The 18581-nt window shown below is 47.2% G+C and carries 22 protein-coding genes; 2 read left to right on the forward strand and 20 right to left on the reverse strand.

Annotated elements, in window-relative coordinates:
* Positions 1–19: 19 nt before the first annotated feature.
* The 13 genes from MKY01_RS25805 to modA all read right to left on the reverse strand — a co-directional run bounded on the left by MKY01_RS25805 (position 20) and on the right by modA (position 9601).
* Positions 20–1159, reverse strand: a complete 1140-nt coding sequence (locus MKY01_RS25805; protein WP_047841233.1) for a glycosyltransferase — start codon at positions 1157–1159, stop codon at positions 20–22.
* A 60-nt stretch (positions 1160–1219) separates the two neighbouring features.
* Positions 1220–2314, reverse strand: a complete 1095-nt coding sequence (locus tag MKY01_RS25810; protein ID WP_339284145.1) for a glycosyltransferase — start codon at positions 2312–2314, stop codon at positions 1220–1222.
* A gap of 251 nt (positions 2315–2565) precedes the next feature.
* Positions 2566–2907 carry a hypothetical protein gene (locus tag MKY01_RS25815; RefSeq protein WP_051446920.1) on the reverse strand — a complete coding sequence of 114 codons (342 nt, stop codon included), beginning with the start codon at positions 2905–2907 and terminating at the stop codon, positions 2566–2568.
* Between the two features lies 1 nt (position 2908).
* Positions 2909–3208: a hypothetical protein gene (locus tag MKY01_RS25820; RefSeq protein WP_017692511.1), complete on the reverse strand. Its 300-nt coding sequence runs from the start codon at positions 3206–3208 to the stop codon at positions 2909–2911.
* Positions 3205–3546 (reverse strand): hypothetical protein, encoded by a 342-nt coding sequence (locus MKY01_RS25825; RefSeq protein WP_017692510.1) that lies wholly within the window; start codon positions 3544–3546, stop codon positions 3205–3207. Before MKY01_RS25825 ends, MKY01_RS25820 begins: the two co-directional genes overlap by 4 nt.
* Positions 3547–3569: 23 nt before the next feature.
* Entirely contained in the window at positions 3570–3857 is a 288-nt protein-coding gene (locus MKY01_RS25830; RefSeq protein WP_017692509.1) for a hypothetical protein, read from the reverse strand.
* Positions 3858–3978: 121 nt separating this feature from the next.
* A complete protein-coding gene (locus MKY01_RS25835) occupies positions 3979–4731 on the reverse strand; it encodes an amino acid ABC transporter ATP-binding protein (protein ID WP_017692508.1) in 753 nt (250 codons plus the stop codon).
* A complete protein-coding gene (locus MKY01_RS25840) occupies positions 4728–5438 on the reverse strand; it encodes an amino acid ABC transporter permease (protein WP_339284147.1) in 711 nt (236 codons plus the stop codon). Before MKY01_RS25840 ends, MKY01_RS25835 begins: the two co-directional genes overlap by 4 nt.
* Positions 5439–5523: 85 nt before the next feature.
* Entirely contained in the window at positions 5524–6279 is a 756-nt protein-coding gene (locus tag MKY01_RS25845; RefSeq protein ID WP_036605839.1) for an amino acid ABC transporter permease, read from the reverse strand.
* 23 nt (positions 6280–6302) lie between these two features.
* On the reverse strand, positions 6303–7142 hold the full coding sequence (locus tag MKY01_RS25850; RefSeq protein WP_083677492.1) for a transporter substrate-binding domain-containing protein: 840 nt from the start codon (positions 7140–7142) through the stop codon (positions 6303–6305).
* A gap of 297 nt (positions 7143–7439) precedes the next feature.
* Positions 7440–7772: a hypothetical protein gene (locus MKY01_RS25855; RefSeq protein WP_017692504.1), complete on the reverse strand. Its 333-nt coding sequence runs from the start codon at positions 7770–7772 to the stop codon at positions 7440–7442.
* A gap of 273 nt (positions 7773–8045) precedes the next feature.
* Complete coding sequence (gene modB, locus MKY01_RS25860; RefSeq protein ID WP_083669918.1) at positions 8046–8732, reverse strand: molybdate ABC transporter permease subunit; 687 nt, start codon at positions 8730–8732, stop codon at positions 8046–8048.
* The gene (gene modA, locus MKY01_RS25865) at positions 8729–9601 is read right to left on the reverse strand and encodes a molybdate ABC transporter substrate-binding protein (RefSeq protein WP_339284149.1); all 873 of its coding nucleotides are present in this window, start codon (positions 9599–9601) and stop codon (positions 8729–8731) included. The genes modB and modA overlap by 4 nt, the downstream gene beginning before the upstream one ends.
* 237 nt (positions 9602–9838) lie before the next feature.
* Here modA and MKY01_RS25870 point away from each other — a divergent pair, with 237 nt between their 5' ends.
* Positions 9839–10882, forward strand: a complete 1044-nt coding sequence (locus MKY01_RS25870) for a helix-turn-helix transcriptional regulator (RefSeq protein WP_339284150.1) — start codon at positions 9839–9841, stop codon at positions 10880–10882.
* A 144-nt stretch (positions 10883–11026) separates the two neighbouring features.
* On the opposite strand, the gene MKY01_RS25875 is transcribed toward MKY01_RS25870, so the two are convergent.
* Complete coding sequence (locus MKY01_RS25875; RefSeq protein ID WP_339284152.1) at positions 11027–13099, reverse strand: beta-galactosidase; 2073 nt, start codon at positions 13097–13099, stop codon at positions 11027–11029.
* Positions 13100–13274: 175 nt separating this feature from the next.
* Between MKY01_RS25875 and MKY01_RS25880 the strand changes: the two genes are divergently transcribed.
* Positions 13275–14132, forward strand: a complete 858-nt coding sequence (locus MKY01_RS25880; protein ID WP_036605835.1) for a helix-turn-helix domain-containing protein — start codon at positions 13275–13277, stop codon at positions 14130–14132.
* Positions 14133–14212: 80 nt separating this feature from the next.
* Here MKY01_RS25880 and MKY01_RS25885 read toward each other — a convergent pair whose 3' ends face one another.
* From MKY01_RS25885 to MKY01_RS25910, 6 genes are all read right to left on the reverse strand, one after another.
* Positions 14213–14446, reverse strand: a complete 234-nt coding sequence (locus MKY01_RS25885) for a helix-turn-helix transcriptional regulator (protein WP_036605834.1) — start codon at positions 14444–14446, stop codon at positions 14213–14215.
* Positions 14447–14455: 9 nt separating this feature from the next.
* Positions 14456–14932 (reverse strand): DUF2975 domain-containing protein, encoded by a 477-nt coding sequence (locus MKY01_RS25890; protein ID WP_036605833.1) that lies wholly within the window; start codon positions 14930–14932, stop codon positions 14456–14458.
* Positions 14933–15211: 279 nt separating this feature from the next.
* Positions 15212–15487, reverse strand: coding sequence for a DUF3024 domain-containing protein (locus MKY01_RS25895; RefSeq protein ID WP_339284153.1), 276 nt, complete (start codon positions 15485–15487; stop codon positions 15212–15214).
* 102 nt (positions 15488–15589) lie between these two features.
* On the reverse strand, positions 15590–15859 hold the full coding sequence (gene rpsN, locus MKY01_RS25900) for a 30S ribosomal protein S14 (RefSeq protein ID WP_339195293.1): 270 nt from the start codon (positions 15857–15859) through the stop codon (positions 15590–15592).
* Between the two features lie 53 nt (positions 15860–15912).
* Positions 15913–17109, reverse strand: coding sequence for a GTP-binding protein (locus tag MKY01_RS25905; protein WP_339284155.1), 1197 nt, complete (start codon positions 17107–17109; stop codon positions 15913–15915).
* A 235-nt stretch (positions 17110–17344) separates the two neighbouring features.
* On the reverse strand, positions 17345–18577 hold the full coding sequence (locus tag MKY01_RS25910) for an MFS transporter (protein ID WP_339284157.1): 1233 nt from the start codon (positions 18575–18577) through the stop codon (positions 17345–17347).
* Positions 18578–18581 lie beyond the last annotated feature (4 nt).

The raw sequence follows: 18581 nt of genomic DNA on the forward strand, positions 1-18581 counted from the left end.
CACCTCCTCCCGGCCAGAATTAAGGGAATATGATGGTTAACATTTCATTAATTCTTTTGCCATACGTGTGGTCTTTCAGTGTACGTTCAAGTCCACGAAGTGCAATCTCACGGCGTTCCTTTTCATGAGTAAGATAATATTCCACTTTGTCGAGTAACTCCTGCGGCGAGGAATATGTCTCAATCTCCACACCCGGTTTGTAGAAACGTGCAATGTCATCCCGCGCGTCGGTCAGCTGTAGCGTCGTGGACGCGGCAATCTCAAACGTTCTCGGGTTTGGTGAAGCTGGCGCGATTTTGAGGTGATTATTATTAACGGAATCATCTTCGTGGGATCGATGCAGGTTGATGACAATTTTGGTGCCATTGTACACATCATTGGTCTCCGGCGGACTCATCCAGCGACCGAGTTCAATCTTCTCGCCATAGGCAGTATAGTCAGGCAGACGGTCCCACCAGATTCCGTTAAATACCGTATTGTGTGACATCAACTGAGGCATGATCGGATTGAAGAAGTATACCCGGTTCCAGTAGGCCGAGCCGATAAAGCTGACATCCCGTTTTAACGGGGAAGGAGTTGTAATTGGAAAGTAATGATTAGTGAATGCGGCAAAAGGGAGGTAGTGAACGGACGCGCAGCCGATTTGTCGATATAGATCGATACAGTTTAGTTCCAACGTGAAGACATGGTCAAAATGTGTCACAATATCCAGCGTCATATCTGTATAGTACGGGTCATCCGTGAGCCAGATCGCCGTCTGAATGCCCGCTTGGCGAATCGCATCGATATGCTCGATGGGGATATCCATTCCGTCCAGCACAAGCACAAGATCAGGACGCGTCTGCAGTGCAATTTCAGAAACCGGTTGACGCGGATCAGAGAGGGTTACTTGAGCTACCATACCCTGTAGCGTGGCCATAATGGCCTCATCCAACGGGGAGTAAGGGAAGCCTTTACCCGAGGATACATACAGCACGTGAAGCTGTCGGAAAGGCAACGGTTCCTGTGCACAATTCACTATATAGTTGGCGCGACCGCGCAGATATCCTTCTTCCTTACCTGCGTCATATCCGGCATGTTGCCCATTTTTGCGTGCTTGATCAGCCAGGCTCAGTACGGGTGCATGAACCTTTTTGGTTTTACGGTGTTTGAGAGACATACCGCCACTCCTTTATTTTTTGGGATAGTGTTCTTGTTGATGCTGCACTTCAGACGGGGATTACAAATGTTCCAGCAACTGACCGATCCGGCGAGTGAATGTATGCTGGTTCATCGTGGTAAGAAGTCCACGCCACGCCATCGCCTGTCGTTCTTCTTCATGCTTCAGATAATAGTGGATTTTGCGCTGAAGTTCTGCTGCGTTGGTGAACGTCTCGATGTCATATCCCGGCTTATAATAACGAGGTAAATCTGCACGTGCATCCGTAATCTGCATTGTGCCGCATGCGCTGATCTCATACGTGCGTGGATTAATCGAGTGACCTTCAAGATGATGTGTATTGCGATTGTCTTCCCCATTCTCGCAAGTCCGGTGAATGTTAATGACAATCTTGGCGCCATTGTAATAATCTACTGTCTCTCCAGGAGCAATCCATCCTTCGTGGATGAAACGGCCTAGTACATCATAGCGTGTCAACCGATTCCACTGGCTACCAGCAATGAACACCTTTTTGTCCGCTAGAAAAGGGGCCAGCTCATCAAACAAGGCAATCCGGTTCCAGAATCCGGTACCGATAAAACAAATGTCGTGCTGATGCTGCGGTGCGGCGCGCCGCGGTTGAAACATGCCTGGATTCACCGCGAGTGGCATATAGATGACCTGGTTCGCTCCATGTCCCAGATAGAAGGGTACGGCGGCCTCTTCATGCGTGAACACGACATCATAGTGCTGGCAAAGGGACGTTGTATCTTCGGTGAAATACGGATCATCCACAAACCACACGGCAGTTCGGATACCGAGTGCACGTATGCCATTCACCTGCTCTACATGATCTGCGGGAAATACATGCAGACCATTCATAACGAGCACAACATCGGGCCGATGCTGACTGGCTTCCTGCAACATCGCTGCTGGCGATCCAACAACGCATTCACGTACAGATTGCTGCAGAGCCAAGGTGACACCTTCATCGATGGCATCGAATCCTTGCGGGATATATAACACCTTCATGTCCCGCAGGGTCGGTTCAAACATCTGCACCCGCTCCATCATGGCTTGACAGCCGCCAAATCTGCGGCCTTCTGCATATCCGCCGCGGTAAGCCGTTTCCGCTTCGGTCAGCGGACGGTGCCTTCGTTTTGCCACATTATTCACCCTGTCTTCCTTCAGGAGATCTCACTTCCAGACTCTCCCCGAGATTGGTCTTCCCTCTAAAGGATATGCCTCGGGGTCAGATGCATCATGGACGGGTGTCCTGCAAGGCGCAAAATTGGCGCATGCCCTCCACATCCGCCTGTACGGGCATGTCCGCTTTTGCGGCGATGCAAATAGCCCGGAGGGATCTGTCCCCCGGGCTAACTGTTATACAGGTATCATTCCATGCAGGAATAATCCGGTCTAATCGGTTACTGTGCTTTGTAAGCCAGCTGATGTCCGTCCTCGAATCCCTTGGCGAAACCCGCGTTGAATCCCTCGTTGTACGCCTCGTTGTATCCCTGGCTGTACGCACCGTCCGGGTTCGGATCGGTAGGGGTAGCCGGGACGACTGGTTGTACGGGCTTTGGACTCCGGTGCCGCCGTACCGCACGTTTCTTTTTTTTGAGCCACGCACTGCGTCCTTTAAGTGGGCGTTTGTGAAGAACACGTTTGGCTCTGAGCGCACGCAGTTTGCGAATTTTGCGCAGACGGGCTCCACGGATTAACAAAGCTCTTTTGGTTCTCAGTCGTATTTTCTTCTTCTTTAACATGTCAACATTCCTCCTGTATGTCCCGAACGATACGAATTGCACACCCGGGGTCTTTGAGCCACGGCAAGCCAGGCTCCCCATGCTGGATTCGGGCCAGCCTGATTCCCGTAACCATACGAGACATTTCTGCCTGATAGCGACTCAGCAAACGAATGTTTTCGGCCAGACTGCGGGCGGATACTTCCGAATGAGCGGTTACACTGGCTACACTGTCCAGAATGCGTGCCAGCGCCTGCTGACTGTGTGCAATGGATTCAATGAGCGCCAGTTTGGCTTCCTGCTCACGCCGCATCAGACTCATTTTCCCATGTCTCCCAGATCCATGCCGCCAAACATGCCACCGTCCATACCGCCGCCATCTTCGCTATCGTTCTGCACCATCACCGCTTTGAGATTGTTGCACAGTCCGGTCTCCATCCGGGTTAATCCTTCCAGCAATTCCACCAGCTGATCATGCATTTTAAGCGGCTCGCCTACCTGATCCCCATGCGTCAGAAAGGTATCCCCATTCAAATGATTCAGCGTCCAGTTCCGTACCTTCTCGGCCTCAATCGCTTTTGCCTCCAGGATCAGGGCAATATTCCACTGCATTTTGGCTGCTGCGTCCAGCATCAGAATGAGGCTCTGTTCTCTACTCATGTTCCTTCACCCGCCTTCCGGGCTTATTCTTCCTCTTGAACCGCGATCTCCCGCATGACTTGGGTCAGCGTTTCGGCTACAGCCTCTTCCAGATCTGCAAGGCCCCCCAAGTAAGAGATAATGCTTTTGTTGATTTGCCCAGAGCTATCCAGCAGACCGTCAACGCCGTCCAACTCCGGTTCGATATCTGGCAAATGATTGATGATTTCAGACATGCGTACAGCGACTTGGCGTTTGGCATCCAGCACACGTGCGATCTGCTGGTGAGAGTGTGCAATATGTGTGATGATTTCATCGATTTTGCTCTGCATGGTCCTCCTCCTTACCGTCACGGCCTGCTTCACCCATAGAAAAACCCGGCCTATCAGCATTTGCCTGTTACAGCATATGCCGGGCCGGGATCGTCAGTTACTACAGCTTGCGCCTATATCGTCAGATGACATAACTCCAGTCGGAAGAATATCGACTGAGGAATTGGCGAGTACGTTCCTGCTTGGGACGTACAAACACCTCCTCCGGGGTTCCTTCCTCCACAACGGAACCTCCATCCATGAAAACAACCCGATTTGCCACCTCACGGGCAAACCCCATTTCATGGGTGACTACAATCATGGTAATCCCCTCTTGAGCAATGGAGCGGATGACAGACAACACTTCACCCACAAGCTCGGGGTCCAGCGCAGAAGTCGGTTCATCAAACAAAATCACTTCGGGATTCAGTGCCAATGCTCTGGCGATGCCCACCCGTTGCTGTTGTCCACCTGACAACATACTTGGATACTCATTGATTTTGGCAGACAGTCCGACTTGTTCAAGCACGCGCAAGGCACGCGTGCGGGCATCGGCTTTGGACATTTTCTGGGCAATAATTAAACCTTCCGTGACGTTATCCAGCACCGTCTTGTGTTTGAACAGATTATAATGCTGGAACACCATCGCCGTTTTTCGTCTCAACTGCACAATGTCATGTTTGCGTGCATGCTTGCAATCGACGGTTAATCCACTGATCTGAACCTCGCCCTCATCGGCACGTTCCAGAAAATTGACGCAGCGCAGCAGCGTTGTTTTGCCTGATCCACTCGGTCCAAGGATCGCTACGACATCGCCCTGTTCCACGGTCAGATCAATTCCCTTCAATACTTCCTGCTTGCCAAAAGTTTTGTGTATGTTGGTTAGTGTAATCATGACACGCCTCCTTTGCTATACACGGCAACCCGACGCTCAAGCAGAGCAGTGATCCGCTCGGCAATGATGGTCAGCCCCCAATAGATGAACGCTGCGGCGATAAAGGCCTCCAGAAACTTCAGACTGACGGATGCCACCACATCCGCTTTACCGAGGATGTCCATCTGAGACACGGTAAAAGCGAGTGTTGATCCATGCAGGAACCCAACAAACATACTGCACAGGTTAGGCAATACAGCCCCGATCGCTTGAGGGATGATGATACGCCTTAAAGCCTGGAATGTGCTCATGCCTACAGCGTGAGCCGCCTCCATCTGGCCGATATCCACAGCAAGAATGCCTGAACGGATAATCTCCGACATATAGGCGCCCGCAGTGAGGGAGAAAGCAATCAGTACAAATACGAGAATTGGAATCGACGAGGATTGGTAAGCCCAACCATAACGTTCCGCCAGCTTATCGATAATCATCGGAATACCGTAATAGATGAGGAATAGATGCATCAACATCGGTGTTCCACGCAGGAATGAAACGTAGAAGTCAGCAATGCGGTGAATCCACCGCACGCGATAGATACGGATCAGAGCCGTAGCCAGACCGATTCCGAAGCCTGCAATCAACGGAACAATCGTAATGACGAGTGTCAGTGGCAATGCCTTCAGGATTTGAAAAAAAGATGTATAGATAAACTGGAGATCAATCGACATATGCTCACCCCGCTATTCGTTTCAGTGAGAGTTCAAAAAGTCTGGTTTTCAGTACCGAGAAGATGCCGCCAGGCATGATTCGTAATCAAAAGCGGACTTTTTGAACAACCTCTTTCAGGCGTTTGGCTCGAATTGCCGGTTTGTGTACAACTCTCTTGCGTTCATGACGCTGGAGTCTGCGTTCTGCAAAGGCAAATCCTTTTTCAAGCACAATAACAATGACATAATAGACCACAGACAGACTGATATACACTTCAAGTGCATGCGATGTAGCCGAAATTAACGTCTGCCCTCTGCCCACCATATCCATGACACCAATGGAGAAGGCCAAAGAAGTATCCTTCAATGAACCGATTAACGTATTGGCCATGTTCGGAAAAGCAACAATCAGTGCCTGCGGAACAACAATCCGCCGAAAAGACTGGAATGTGGTCATACCCGCAGCATAGGCTGCTTCCGTCTGACCTTTATCCACACTGCGCACCGCTCCGCGAAAGATCTCGGCAAAGGATGCCGCGTCACTAAGCGCATAGGTCACAATGACAAATAACAACGGGTCGGTTCTCGACAGGTCGATGCCAATGGGTTTGAGCAACTCGGGAAGTCCGTAATACACCAGGAACAATTTGATCAGGATCGGTGTGCCCCGCATGAATGAGACGTACAGGGTAGCCAACTGGCTTAGTACCGGAATCCGATACAGCCGGGGAACGGCCAGAAGCACGCCGCCCACCAGTCCGAGCACGATGGAACCACCCAGTACAATCAGTGTTATGTGCAAATATCGTAGCAGTTCCGGGATGAAATCCAGAACCAATGACAGATCAAATGATTTTCCCATTACCGCTGCACACCTTTCTCAGACTACTCTTCAACCGTATAGTCAGCTCCAAGCCACTCTGTGCTCAGTTTGCCTAACGTTCCATCTTCTTTGATCGCTTTGAGCGCTTCGTCCACTTTGGTTTTGAGCTCCTGCTCATCTTTGTTCAGAATGAAGTATACTTTGGAGTTGGAGAGGGCATCCCCTACCGTTTTCAGCTGAGCATCAACCGCCTTATTCTGATAATCAATGGCAAACTGAGTGCTGATGGTAGCATCCACCCGGCCTGTTTTGATCTGAGTAATGGTATCCTCACCCGCTCCGGAATAAACAATATCAATCCCGTTGCCGTTCGCTGCATTCCATTTCTCAGCAAGTACAGCCGCATTACTTGTAGCACCAACAATCAGTTTTTTCCCTTTGAGATCCTCAATCGATTTTACTTCCTCATTTTTCTGACTTACGACAATTTTATTTGGAAAAATATTATAGGCTTCATCATTAAACAGGAACTTGGCCTGTCTCTCATCATTCACTTCCATCTGGTGAGCGATCAGGTCAATTTTTTTTGTTTCCAGACTCAGCAGCAGGTTTTTGAAATCCATGGTGCTGAATTCGAATTCGTACTCAGGCAAACGTTTGTCGATCTCCCGGATCAGTTCCACATCATAACCTGTTAACTTGCCATTCTCATCAATGAAGCAGACATTTGGGAACTGTGTACCTGTTCCTACAATGATCTTTTTCACTTTGGTGTCGCCTGCTGCCGAAGCAGATTCTGAATCATTGCTTGCAGTTCCTGTGCTGCATCCAGCCAGTACCGCCAGCATTGTAATGAACAGCAGTGCTGTCCGGAATTTTTGAATCCCCCGTTTTTTAACCATTCCCAATCTCCTCCACAGGCTGTTATCACAGCAAATATGATGTGTACTCCCATTCCTCTTCCTATTAACAAACCATTCTTACTTGTATAGTCGGAATTAGGTTGAACAAAGAATATCATTACAAGTCATCTTAGGGCAATAACTAAACTAATAGGACATCCTGATATGGTTATAGGACTTCTCTATAGTACAAGAAGAAGCCATCCCCTATATCGATTGGCGGATGGCTTCTTCTTGTATGACTCTCACTGATTATACCATTTTGGCGGTGCATCACTTGGTGTGTACACTACTCATCTATCTGCGACTCGCCCATTTAATTTTACGTGCAACTTCCACTCGCTGTAATTGTAAGAGACCGATCCGTTCCTCGAACTTCTTGCGTTCGTCCATGGAATGAGCGGCATGAATCTGGTGGCACAGACCTGTCAGTTTGCTGTTGATGTAATCAAACCGTGTCCATAGTTCCTCTTCAGGTGTGCGTTGCTGCTCCGTCGCCGTCTGAAATATTTTGAGTTGGCGGATAAGGGATTGTTGCCATTCCTGATCCTGAATTTGGATGGCAAAATGCAAAAGATCCAGATAGTCATCAATTTGCAACGAAACGCCGCAATCAGATTTAGTGTTCATCGTCGTCTCTCCTTATTTCAGTACTTGGCTGGAATCCATTACTTCTATCTTACAGGAACAAGCCCACTGAAAGCGAGTACTGAACGATTAAATTTCGGGAAAATTTTTATTTTTTTATGTTAAAACAGCTTTACATTTCCATAAAGACCAATTTGGCAGGATATTGATATTGGTACATATGAAATTGGTAATAAAAACCCGCGTTAAGGAAAAAAGTTCTTTCCTCAAAACGGGTTTTTCATCATTTTATATATAATATTAATACATATCAAATTAGTCATTTTTTCCATCTCGCTGCTGTCTGGTCATCAGTAACATGAGAAATGAGATGATAATAATGGAAACAGTCCATGCCCAAGCCATGGTCTGATTGCCCGAATCCACAGCGACATAGATTGCCGTGGGTACCGTTTGTGTTTTGCCCGGAATATTGCCTGCAATCATAAGTGTGGCTCCGAATTCACCGAGTGCACGGGCAAAGCCCAGGATGAAGGCGGTCATCAATGCTCTGCCTGCGAGCGGCAAGGAAATGTAACGAAAGACCTGCCACTCATTCGCCCCAATCGAACGACCCGCATCCTCCAGATCACGATCCACACCACTGAATCCCGATTTCATCGTCTGATACACGAGTGGAAAAGCAACCACCACCGAAGCAATCACCGCAGCCCACCAGGTGAAAATAACCGGTGCGGAGAATATGGCTTCAATCCATTGTCCAAACAGACTTTTACGCCCCAATATGACAAGTAACAGAAATCCAACCACCGTCGGAGGAAGGACTAGCGGCAGCATAAATGCCGTTTCCAGCAGAATCTTTCCCCGAAATGAAGAACGTGACATCTTCCAGGCTATCGCAATTCCGAGCACAGTGGCCACTACGCTGGATAATAACGCTACCTGAAGAGATAGGCGCACCGGTGACCAGAATACGGACCAGTCTATGGCGTTCACATTCATTCCGGAATTGTGAATCCGTATTTCGCGAAGATATCGAGCACTTCAGGGGTTTGTAAATACGCATAAAATTGTTCGGCCTCTGTACGGTGTTTGGTTCCTTCAATAATGCCTATTGGATAGTTGGCTGGTGTGTAGCTGTTCTTGTCCACCTCAAACGCAATTTTCACCTGATCCGAAGTAAGAGCATCCGTTTTATATACAAATCCTGCATCTGCATTACCCGTCTCTACATATTGAAGAACCTGTCTAACGTCTTTCCCCTGCACAAGCTTACTTTCCAGTTCATCCCACAGCTTGGCATTGGTCAGAGCTTCCTTGGCATAGGTTCCCGCAGGAACACTTTCCGGAATCCCAATGGCTACCGTCTTGATGGAGTCGCTGGTGAGATCCGTTTCACTGGTTACTGTGTGGGTCCCATCTGCTGGCACTATGGCCACCAGTGAATTCTGTAGCAGATTCTTCTGATCGCCCGATGCAATCAGGTTTTCATCCACTAGCGCATTCATATTTTTCGTTGCCGCCGATACAAAGACATCAGCCGGGGCACCCTGTTCAATCTGCTGTTGCAAGGCACCCGAGGCGCCAAAGTTAAAATTAAGTTCTATATGAGGATTAGCTAGCTCATAATTGGTTTCAATCTCTTTCATCGCATCGGTCAGACTTGCTGCCGCAGAGATTGTCAGATCTACCGTTTCCTGCGGATCGTTATTTCCTGCTGATGAACTTTCACCTGATGCCGCTGGCGTTGAGGTTGTTTGTTCTGCACCTGTGGATGTATCCGTAGTGCCCGTGTTTGCGCCGCAACCAGCCAATACAAGAGCCAGTCCCAGTGACATACTTCCCAACACATATCCGATTCTCTTTCTCATTCATTTCTCCCCCAACGTTATCTTTAGATATAACTAGTTATAATTGATTATATCTAATTATACACAAGACAAAAAAAATGGGAAGGTGATTAAGATCACATTTGATTTTTGTTATCTGTCCTATGCGTGTATTGCGTGTTCTCAGGTTTATGGCATCCCTCAATTAATGATATAGTACAAGAAACATTCATAATAAAACCATCATTGCTCTATACCTTTGAAGGAGGATCTTCACTTATGACGGAGGAGCAATCCTACACAACCGAAGAAATATCCAAGCTACTCAAAATATCGAAACTGACGGTCTATGACCTAATCAAAAAAGGAGACCTCGTCGCATACCGTGTGGGCAAACAGATGCGAATTGATGCAACCGATCTGGAGGCATATAAACGTCGCTCCAAGCAACTTCAGTCCTCAGGTCAACGTATCCCGACTTCTCATCAGACCTCGGCATCAGGGACCCAGCCAGGTCAGGGTGATTTTCAGGGAACTTCCTTACAATCGACTACACCCGTTGGGTCTACGCATGCGATTACTCCAGCGAGTTCTGCTCATGCAATGACTGCTGTACCACGGCATCTGGTCATAACAGGTCAGGATGTCAGTCTGGATATTCTAATGCGCCATATGGAAAAACAAACTCGGGACATTCGTCCGCTACGTTCGTTCATGGGCAGTCTGGATGGGCTTATCTCGATGTATCGCGGTGAGTCCGATCTGGTCAGCACGCATCTGCTCGACGGAGATACCGGTGAGTATAATCTGCCGTATATTCGCAAAATTCTGACAGGACGATCTTATGTTGTGGTGAACCTACTGTCACGTCCTGCCGGACTGTATGTACAGCGTGGCAATCCACAGAACTTACAGAATTGGACCGATCTGAGCAAGCCTGAACTGAGACTAGCTAATCGGGAAAAAGGTTCTGGCGCGCGAGTTTTGCTGGATGAGCAACTTCGGCTGCACGGAATTCCTGCCGCAGGTCTGATCGGATATGAAACCGAGGAAACCAGTCATATGGGCGTGGCTGCCAAAGTCAGTTCAGGTGAAGCTGATGTCGGAGTTGGCATTGAAAAAGCTGCACGACTTGTGGGACAGGTTGATTTTATCCCGCTCATTCAGGAACGTTATGATTTGGTCATGCTGAGGAAGCAAGGTAATGAAGCCTGGACAGAATCTGTCCTGCGAATTCTCCAATCGCCGGAGTTCAGGCAGGAACTGCAATCATTCGAGGGATATGACGTATCCCGGACAGGTGAGATTTTGTACGAAGCATAGGTATACCAGATGTAGACAATAACAGCCCATGCTCAACGTGTATTACACATTACATCATGCATATACAAAACGCCTTGCAATGGCTGCAAGGCGTTTTTGGTGTTACTTTCTATAAATAATGCATGATATCGATGAATGAATTTCTTAATGTGGCAAATCAATCTTCAGGATGAATACACCATACGCGGGCATGTTGATCTCATTCTGAAGTGTTGTACCTGACAGTAACTCTTTTGCTTGTTTCTTAAGCTTAATGGGTACTTGTTGATCCGAGTAGTTGAGTAAAAATACATAAGCTTTATCCTTACCGGAACGGATACCAAGCTCAACTTCGGACGATACCTCTACCAGATCACCCACAGGTGAAGATAGCCCTATTTCATCCAGGAGAGCATCTACGACCGGTTCATTGTAAGCCGCTCCATAATACCATACTTGCCCTTGACCTACCGTACGTTTGGTCAATGCAGGACTACCTGCATAGTATTCGGATGCATACTCGGCCACAACCTGTACGTCAGGATGCTCCACATGAAGAACTTCGTTAAATCCGGCCGTTGACGTTCCCTCCTGAAGTCGCTCACTCGCCCCACTCCATTGTAGTTTGGCTGCTGGAATGGTTCCTTTGATTAAGGTAAAGTCCTCTACGGTTACACCACACAACTCAGCGACAGCCCCAGGGAACGGTCTCATATAACAATGCCCCCTGAGATCCTTATATCCAGTGCGCGCACCGAAAAACAGCGTGCCTCCTTGACTGACATAGGCTTGCAGAAGTTCTGCTGTCTCGTCTGTCATGATGGCCGGGTGAGCATAGATGATCACCTTATAATCGGATAACTCTTCCAGTATTGTCGTTGGTTGCAGTGTAACCATGTCCGTCGGAATATGACGATACTGGAGCTGTTTATACCAGGAGCGTACACTCTGTTGCTGAAGCGGGCCGTGCCATTCATCCAACTCTCCATCCCAGATGTTATCGTAATCCTGTAGGATCGCAACATCGGCTTGATATGTAGTGCCCGCAATAACACGCCCGATCTTGGCAAACTCTTTCCCTACTTGTGCAACCTCGCGTACTCTTCTGTTAGGTTGATTATGGTAATCATTGATGCCATGCCAGTACATCTCGGTGCCAAATGTTGCTGTCCGCCAGCGGAAGTAGACGAGTAGATCTGTTCCGTGAAGAACAGATTGATACGACCATAATCGGATCTGGCCCGGTCTTGGCGTACCCATGCCTATACTGTCAACCCAGCCTCCTGGCCCAGACTGTTGTTCCATGACGCAAAAGTTCGGTGACATGTTACGTACGTTCGACAGTTTCATGCTCCAGGCCCGATCTTGTAATGATTTATCGTCTGTCCCTGGGAAGATCGTGGCAAACTGCGGATACGAATCATAGGAGAAGAAATCCAACAGGTCTTCTGTCATTTCATGATTATCCAAATGTCCAAACGTACCATTTGTTGTGATCCAATGTTCAGGGTCCAATTCGCGAATAATGTCCACCTGAAGCTTGGCAAAAGAAATCGTATTGGCTGAGATAAATCTCTTCTCATCCAATGCCAAATGAGGATTGGGCGATTGGCTGACCATATTTCGGGTAAGGTGAACTTGCGCCCAGTCGGTATAGGTCTGACTCCAAAAAACAGTCCCCCATGCCTGGTTCAGATTCTCCAACGATTCATAACGATTCTTGAGCCATTCACGGAAGGCGACATGATCTGCCTCAGCATAGAAAACATCCATATGACAATTGAATTCATTATCGATCTGCCATCCAATAAGAGCCGGATGATCTTTATAGGCAATCACCATATTGCGCACGATTTTTTCACATTGCTGTCTGAAGATTGGGCTGCTGTAGTTGGTATGACGCCGCATGCCGTGTTGATACAACACCCCGTCCTTATTTGCGTTTAATACTTCAGGATATTTGGATGTTAACCACGCTGGTGGAGTTGCAGTAGGTGTTCCCAAAATAACACTTAAACCGTATTGATGCGCCAGATCCAGTGCCTTCTGGAAAAAACTAAAATCGAACTGGTCTTCTTCCGGTTCAAAGATGGACCATGCAAATTCAGCCATCCGAATAACTGTGATATTCATCTCTTTCATTCTACGGAAATCGTCCTCCCACAACGCCTCCGACCAGTGCTCAGGGTAATAACAGACCCCCATTTTTAATTCATCCAATTGGATTGATTTTGCCACCTTTAATTGCCCCCTTAACCTGCCATATTGCCTCCATTCTATTGGAACCTTCACATATAATAAATGACAAGATTATGCGACTTATAATAAAATATTGTCATTGTCCAAGATCCAAATAACAGTAGGCTGAGTCTATTTCAGTTCACTACATAAAAATATTGTGTTTAAATGGAGGATGCACGTGAAAGAACACATCTTTCTCCCCAAGCCGGTTTTCCCCAGACATGTATGTTTTCCCGATTTTATTGGAGGGTACAGTGATTTTCCGAAGCACCTTGTACATCGAGAATATGGCACTACCGAAATCAACTTGGATCAATGCTATAATCTGCACCTTGTACTTGAAGGTAAAGGATTTCTGGACACAGGAACCGCTTGTTACGAGTTAACAGGTGGGCAGGGATTCCTCTATGGTCCCGGTCTCAGACAAACGTACTACTCAGATTTGGATGATCCGTGGAGTATTCGTTGGATTCACTTTTACGGCATTCGTCTCGAAGAACTGTTAAATGGAAAAGGCGTTGACGAGCCCTGGCTGTTTCAATGTTCCAACTTTCCGGTGGTTACCGCGCTCATGGATCGATTGCTGGAGCTAGGCAGAGGCTATCAGGTGGAGGACGAGCACAGTGTGGCAGCAACATTATATGAACTTCTGACCCGATTGCAATCCGCAGCGAGTCAAATCAATGTTTCTTTAAATCACACTTCAGAGCGAATTCGTGAAGCAGGGAATTATATTCGCTCTCATAGTAATGAGCACATCACACTTGATCACGCTGCCGGAATTGCCGGATACAGTACAACATACTTTAGCCGCAAGTTCAGTCAGACGTTTGGCATCTCCTTCCCGGAATTCCTCTTGGAATCCAGGTTATTACATGCGAAACAGCTGCTCGCAACAACCAACCTTTCCATTAAACAAATTACACTGGAAACGGGATTTTCACAGTCAAGCTACTTTATCCGCTGTTTTAAAACCCAGGAAAACGTAACACCTATGCAATTCCGTATGATGCACAATCATTCGTTATAGGGCACGGGACGTATTCCTTGAACAAGCTGATGTAAAAAAAGACTCTGCATATAACATGCAGAGTCTTCTTCGTTCATTTTTTATATAAGTTCATTTGTATCTTCGTCCTCATCAGCCTTATATTCCAATATATCTCCAGGCTGACAATCCAGTGCTTTACAGATCGCATCCAGAGTGGATAAACGGATCGCTTTTGCTTTTCCTGTTTTTAATATGGAAATATTGGCGATTGTGATCTCAACTCTCTCTGCAAGCTCGGTAACCGTCATTTTCCGCTTTGCCAACATCACATCAATATTGATTATAATGGCCATATATTCACCTCAGACCACTAGGTCATTTTCTGATTTGATATCAATCGCTTCCTGTAACAATCTTTGGAGCACCGCTGAAAACACTGCAATGACCAATGAAGCAAAAACAGGAACCATTCCCATAAGAATGAGGCCTGGGGCATCATCTTTCTCTGCTACAACATAAACAAATGGCAACATCACAAAATAGAGACTACTGATTACAATAGCACAATATTTTATTGTTTTTAAGGATTTCACTGACATTAGAGAGAACGCTTCATTTTTGTCGATGTAGCTCAGCAGACGGAATGCCTGGTACAGTGCAACGATAAACGGAATAACGGACACATACATAATAATCACTATGGGGTATAGTGCACCTGCATAATTCGGATTCACCGGATTGTTTGCTAACCAGGGTATGCCGAATATACATAAGGCAAGAATGGGAACACCAATAAGCAACACAGCCAATTTTAAAAAGATGGTTGTACCTCGCTTCACAAAAAGCACCTCACTTGTTTTAAGTGATATGAATTTATCATAATATTTATCGTTTTACAATAAATTTTTATTGTAAAACAGATTTCATTTATTCTTTTTCCCATTAAGGAAGGCAGACCAAAAGATCGCCCCCCCTCTTTGCTTCAATGATTCTTTGACACAAAAAAAGCCCGATGCTAGCCACTGTTTCGCTAGCTTCGAACTCGGTTGCATATACGCCATATTTGTCTGAGTTAACATTAATTTTCACGAATGAAATATACTCTTAACCGATCTCGCTCACGTACGCCAGAACAGTCCCGCCTCATCCCGTTCCACCTGCTCGAGCACATTCTCAAAATCGGAACAAGGTGTAATAACATCTACCGGATTCCAGCTGCTCTGTTCATCTCTGGCATACACTTTCCACTGATTTTCTTCCCAGTAAAATCGGGCAATATGCATCTTATCCCATTGATACCGTTCAGTGGCGCAGGTACCTTCTCGTGAATATATCCGTTCATTACGGACTGAATTCTTCGTAACGTAAACAAGTCCAGCATGAAGTATGAACATCCTTTCAGCAAAATACCACCTCTGTTCTACGCACCACATGCAGCTCCAAGCACACAACAACCTGCTCCATGCAAAGGTGGTCAGCCACATCCCTTGATCATTTTACCAGCTTGATTTTGTTACGCCAGGAATCTGTCCTTGATGAGCCAGTTCTCTGAACTTAATCCGAGATACCTTGAACTTGCGTTGATAACCCCGCGGGCGGCCTGTCACTTCGCAACGGTTCTTTAGTCTGGTCGGAGATGCATTACGCGGCAATTTCTGCAATGCTTCGTAATCCCCTTTTTCCTTCAATTCCCGGCGCAGGTCCGCATATTTTGCCACGATCGCCTGACGTTGCTTCTCACGTACCACTTTTGATTTTTTAGCCATGAAATACAGCTCCTTTATCCATTAAATTTATGTTTAGAACATCAACTTCCGAGTTATACCGCTTCCACAGGCCATGGCAGTGGATTGTCGAACTGGCCCCAGTCGCCCAGCATTTCTTCATCACTGAGCAGGCACTGGTCCAGCTCATCTTCAATGCTTGCACGCTCCATTTCGATCCCAATCATGACAAGCTCCGTCTGACGATCTCCCCACTGGGCATCCCATTTCTCCAGAACATCCGGCTCGTTACGTAAAATCTCTTCTTTGTCCGCTTCCGGCAACGCCGCGACCCAATGTCCCGCAGGACCGAACTGAATGGATGGCCCTGCCTGACTGAGACTTGCCGCAACATCCCCTTCAGCCGCAAGCCATACCAAACCTTTGGCACGTACCACTTCTTCCGGCCAGTAACTCATGAATTCAGCCAGACGGGAAGGATGGAATGGCTTTCTACGGCGATAGACAAAGGAACTAATACCATATTCCTCGGTTTCCGGTGTATGCGACTCCTTCTCCAGCTCCTGAATCCATCCAGCGGACATGCTCACTTTCTCAAAATCAAAGCGGCCTGTATTTAGAATCTCGGACGGATTCACCTGTCCATTCTCGGTCCGAATGATCTTGGCGTTAGGCTGTAACTTGCGGATGATACCTTCGAGCTTGTTCAGCTCGGTGTCATCGACCAGATCACATTTGTTCAGTAGCAGCACATCACAGGTTTCGATCTGATCAATCAACAAGTCTACAACGTCACGGGTGTCCTCATCTCCGGTCGCCTGATTACGATCCAGAAGACTCTGACCTGATCCAAAATCATGCCAGAATCGATTGGCATCTACTACCGTTACCAAACAATCCAATCGGGCCAGACTAGTCAGGTCAATACCCGACTCTTCATCGGCGTATGTAAAGGTCTGTGCAACTGGAACAGGTTCACTGATGCCGGTGGATTCGATCAAAATATAGTCATACTTGCCTTCGTTCACCAGCTTCTCAATCTCCTGCATCAGATCATCCCGCAAGGTGCAACAGATGCAGCCGTTCGACAACTCCACCAGCTTCTCTTCGGTTCGAGACAAGGTTGCCTCCCCCTTAACCAGCGCTGCATCAATATTGACCTCACTCATGTCGTTAACGATTACGGCAACCTTAAGCCCTTGTCTGTTGTTCAACACGTGATTCAAAACCGTCGTTTTCCCTGAACCGAGGTAACCACTCAGTACGGTTACCGGAACTTGCTTTTGTGTCATAGAAATCTACTCCTTATATGTGCAGTCTGTGTAATTCAGACTTTAATAGTAATTATTACGATTAACAACAATGACTATAATCCTGTTAGACAGTCATTGTCAAACTATTTTTGATTTCAACCTGCAAAAATACAAAAAAAGGCTGACGACCAGCCCTTGCACTTTCGCATCCTGAGGATACGTTTTGGCAAGAAATGAGTCATAAACCTCCTCTGTAAATGTTCTTTAGTTCAATTTATATAGTCACCCCAGATCTGGCCTTATTGCCCGCTTCCATCCGTTGCCTGAACACCAACACCAGTACCATCGCTGCAATAGACAGCAACGTGCAGATCATAAACATGGTCGAATACGAACTCATTTGCACAATGAGCCCCATTGCCAGTCCACCCAGAGAGAATCCGAGGTCATACGAGGACATGAAAATCCCCATGAGTACATATCTGGAATCCGCAGGCAGCACAAAGGACAGATATGTGGTTAATGTCGGGTACAACAGTGCCAGGGCAAAACCGCTGAACACCGCGGAGAGATACACCAATGGCCCGATGATCTCCATTAAGCTGAGTAACTGGGTTCCCAGTGCTGCACATAGCATTAACCCTGCCATCAGCCAGGTATTCCAGCTACCATCGGACGGAATTTTTTTTCGCAAAATAAACCTGCACAAGATCACAACCAATCCCTGGATCGTCAGAAATACCCCTGCACTCGCCAGTCCAGTGGATACCATATATAAGGGAAGAAAGGTCGCTGTTGCCCCAAAAACGCAGGACGCAAACAACATCACCACACTGCTAATCAGCAGTGGCGTACTGCGCCAGATGCCGCCGAATGAACGAAACATATCGCCCAAGGTGTACGATTTGTTCTGCACGGTACTCCGCGGCAGATCCACATTATATCCAAGCAGAAGTGGCAGAGCCGCCAGTCCGATCATCAGCAGCGTAAACGCCAGATCACTGGCATTTTCCCAGATTTGTATAGCAAGGATCGGAATGACCAGAGAAGGAACCATCGTAAACAGGGTGTACATGGACAGCCCTTGTGCCCGGTCTTTGTCCTCCAGCTTTTCCACAATGCCTGCCTGCATCGTCATGGAGAAAAAGGCCGTAGCCACCCCTTGCAGGGCTCGCAACCATAGATACGTCTCCACACCAAAAACAACAAACAGCAGTAGCGTGCCCGCATGCAAAAGCAATAACCATTGCATCACACGAAGTGGCCCATGCTTACCGAGCAGTTGTGCTACAAAAGGTCTCAAGAGCATACAGGTGAACATATATGCCCCCATCATCAGACCAATCTCAGCCTGATTTAATCCCGCAGCCTCACTTCTCAGGGGCAGAATAATCGTCAAAGCTGAATTTGCCGCAAAAAATAAAAAGGCCAGCATATAAAACCGGATAAACGAAAAGGATACCGGATTTAATTTTCCATTGGATGTTGCCGTCATCGAAGACTTCAAACGT

Origin of the sequence: Paenibacillus sp. FSL R5-0486 (assembly GCF_037975155.1) — a bacterium.
Taxonomy (GTDB): Bacteria; Bacillota; Bacilli; order Paenibacillales; family Paenibacillaceae; genus Paenibacillus; species Paenibacillus amylolyticus.

Bases quoted from the DNA above. Each gene is read 5' to 3' on its own strand.
- MKY01_RS25805 (WP_047841233.1), bottom strand. From the start codon at position 1,159: ATGTCTCTCAAACACCGTAAAACCAAAAAGGTTCATGCACCCGTACTG.
- MKY01_RS25815 (WP_051446920.1), bottom strand. From the start codon at position 2,907: ATGTTAAAGAAGAAGAAAATACGACTGAGAACCAAAAGAGCTTTGTTA.
- MKY01_RS25820 (WP_017692511.1), bottom strand. From the start codon at position 3,208: ATGAGTCTGATGCGGCGTGAGCAGGAAGCCAAACTGGCGCTCATTGAA.
- MKY01_RS25825 (WP_017692510.1), bottom strand. From the start codon at position 3,546: ATGAGTAGAGAACAGAGCCTCATTCTGATGCTGGACGCAGCAGCCAAA.
- MKY01_RS25830 (WP_017692509.1), bottom strand. From the start codon at position 3,857: ATGCAGAGCAAAATCGATGAAATCATCACACATATTGCACACTCTCAC.
- MKY01_RS25835 (WP_017692508.1), bottom strand. From the start codon at position 4,731: ATGATTACACTAACCAACATACACAAAACTTTTGGCAAGCAGGAAGTA.
- MKY01_RS25840 (WP_339284147.1), bottom strand. From the start codon at position 5,438: ATGTCGATTGATCTCCAGTTTATCTATACATCTTTTTTTCAAATCCTG.
- MKY01_RS25845 (WP_036605839.1), bottom strand. From the start codon at position 6,279: ATGGGAAAATCATTTGATCTGTCATTGGTTCTGGATTTCATCCCGGAA.
- MKY01_RS25850 (WP_083677492.1), bottom strand. From the start codon at position 7,142: ATGGTTAAAAAACGGGGGATTCAAAAATTCCGGACAGCACTGCTGTTC.
- MKY01_RS25855 (WP_017692504.1), bottom strand. From the start codon at position 7,772: ATGAACACTAAATCTGATTGCGGCGTTTCGTTGCAAATTGATGACTAT.
- modB (WP_083669918.1), bottom strand. From the start codon at position 8,732: ATGAATGTGAACGCCATAGACTGGTCCGTATTCTGGTCACCGGTGCGC.
- modA (WP_339284149.1), bottom strand. From the start codon at position 9,601: ATGAGAAAGAGAATCGGATATGTGTTGGGAAGTATGTCACTGGGACTG.
- MKY01_RS25870 (WP_339284150.1), top strand. From the start codon at position 9,839: ATGACGGAGGAGCAATCCTACACAACCGAAGAAATATCCAAGCTACTC.
- MKY01_RS25880 (WP_036605835.1), top strand. From the start codon at position 13,275: ATGCACGTGAAAGAACACATCTTTCTCCCCAAGCCGGTTTTCCCCAGA.
- MKY01_RS25885 (WP_036605834.1), bottom strand. From the start codon at position 14,446: ATGGCCATTATAATCAATATTGATGTGATGTTGGCAAAGCGGAAAATG.
- MKY01_RS25895 (WP_339284153.1), bottom strand. From the start codon at position 15,487: ATGTTCATACTTCATGCTGGACTTGTTTACGTTACGAAGAATTCAGTC.
- rpsN (WP_339195293.1), bottom strand. From the start codon at position 15,859: ATGGCTAAAAAATCAAAAGTGGTACGTGAGAAGCAACGTCAGGCGATC.
- MKY01_RS25905 (WP_339284155.1), bottom strand. From the start codon at position 17,109: ATGACACAAAAGCAAGTTCCGGTAACCGTACTGAGTGGTTACCTCGGT.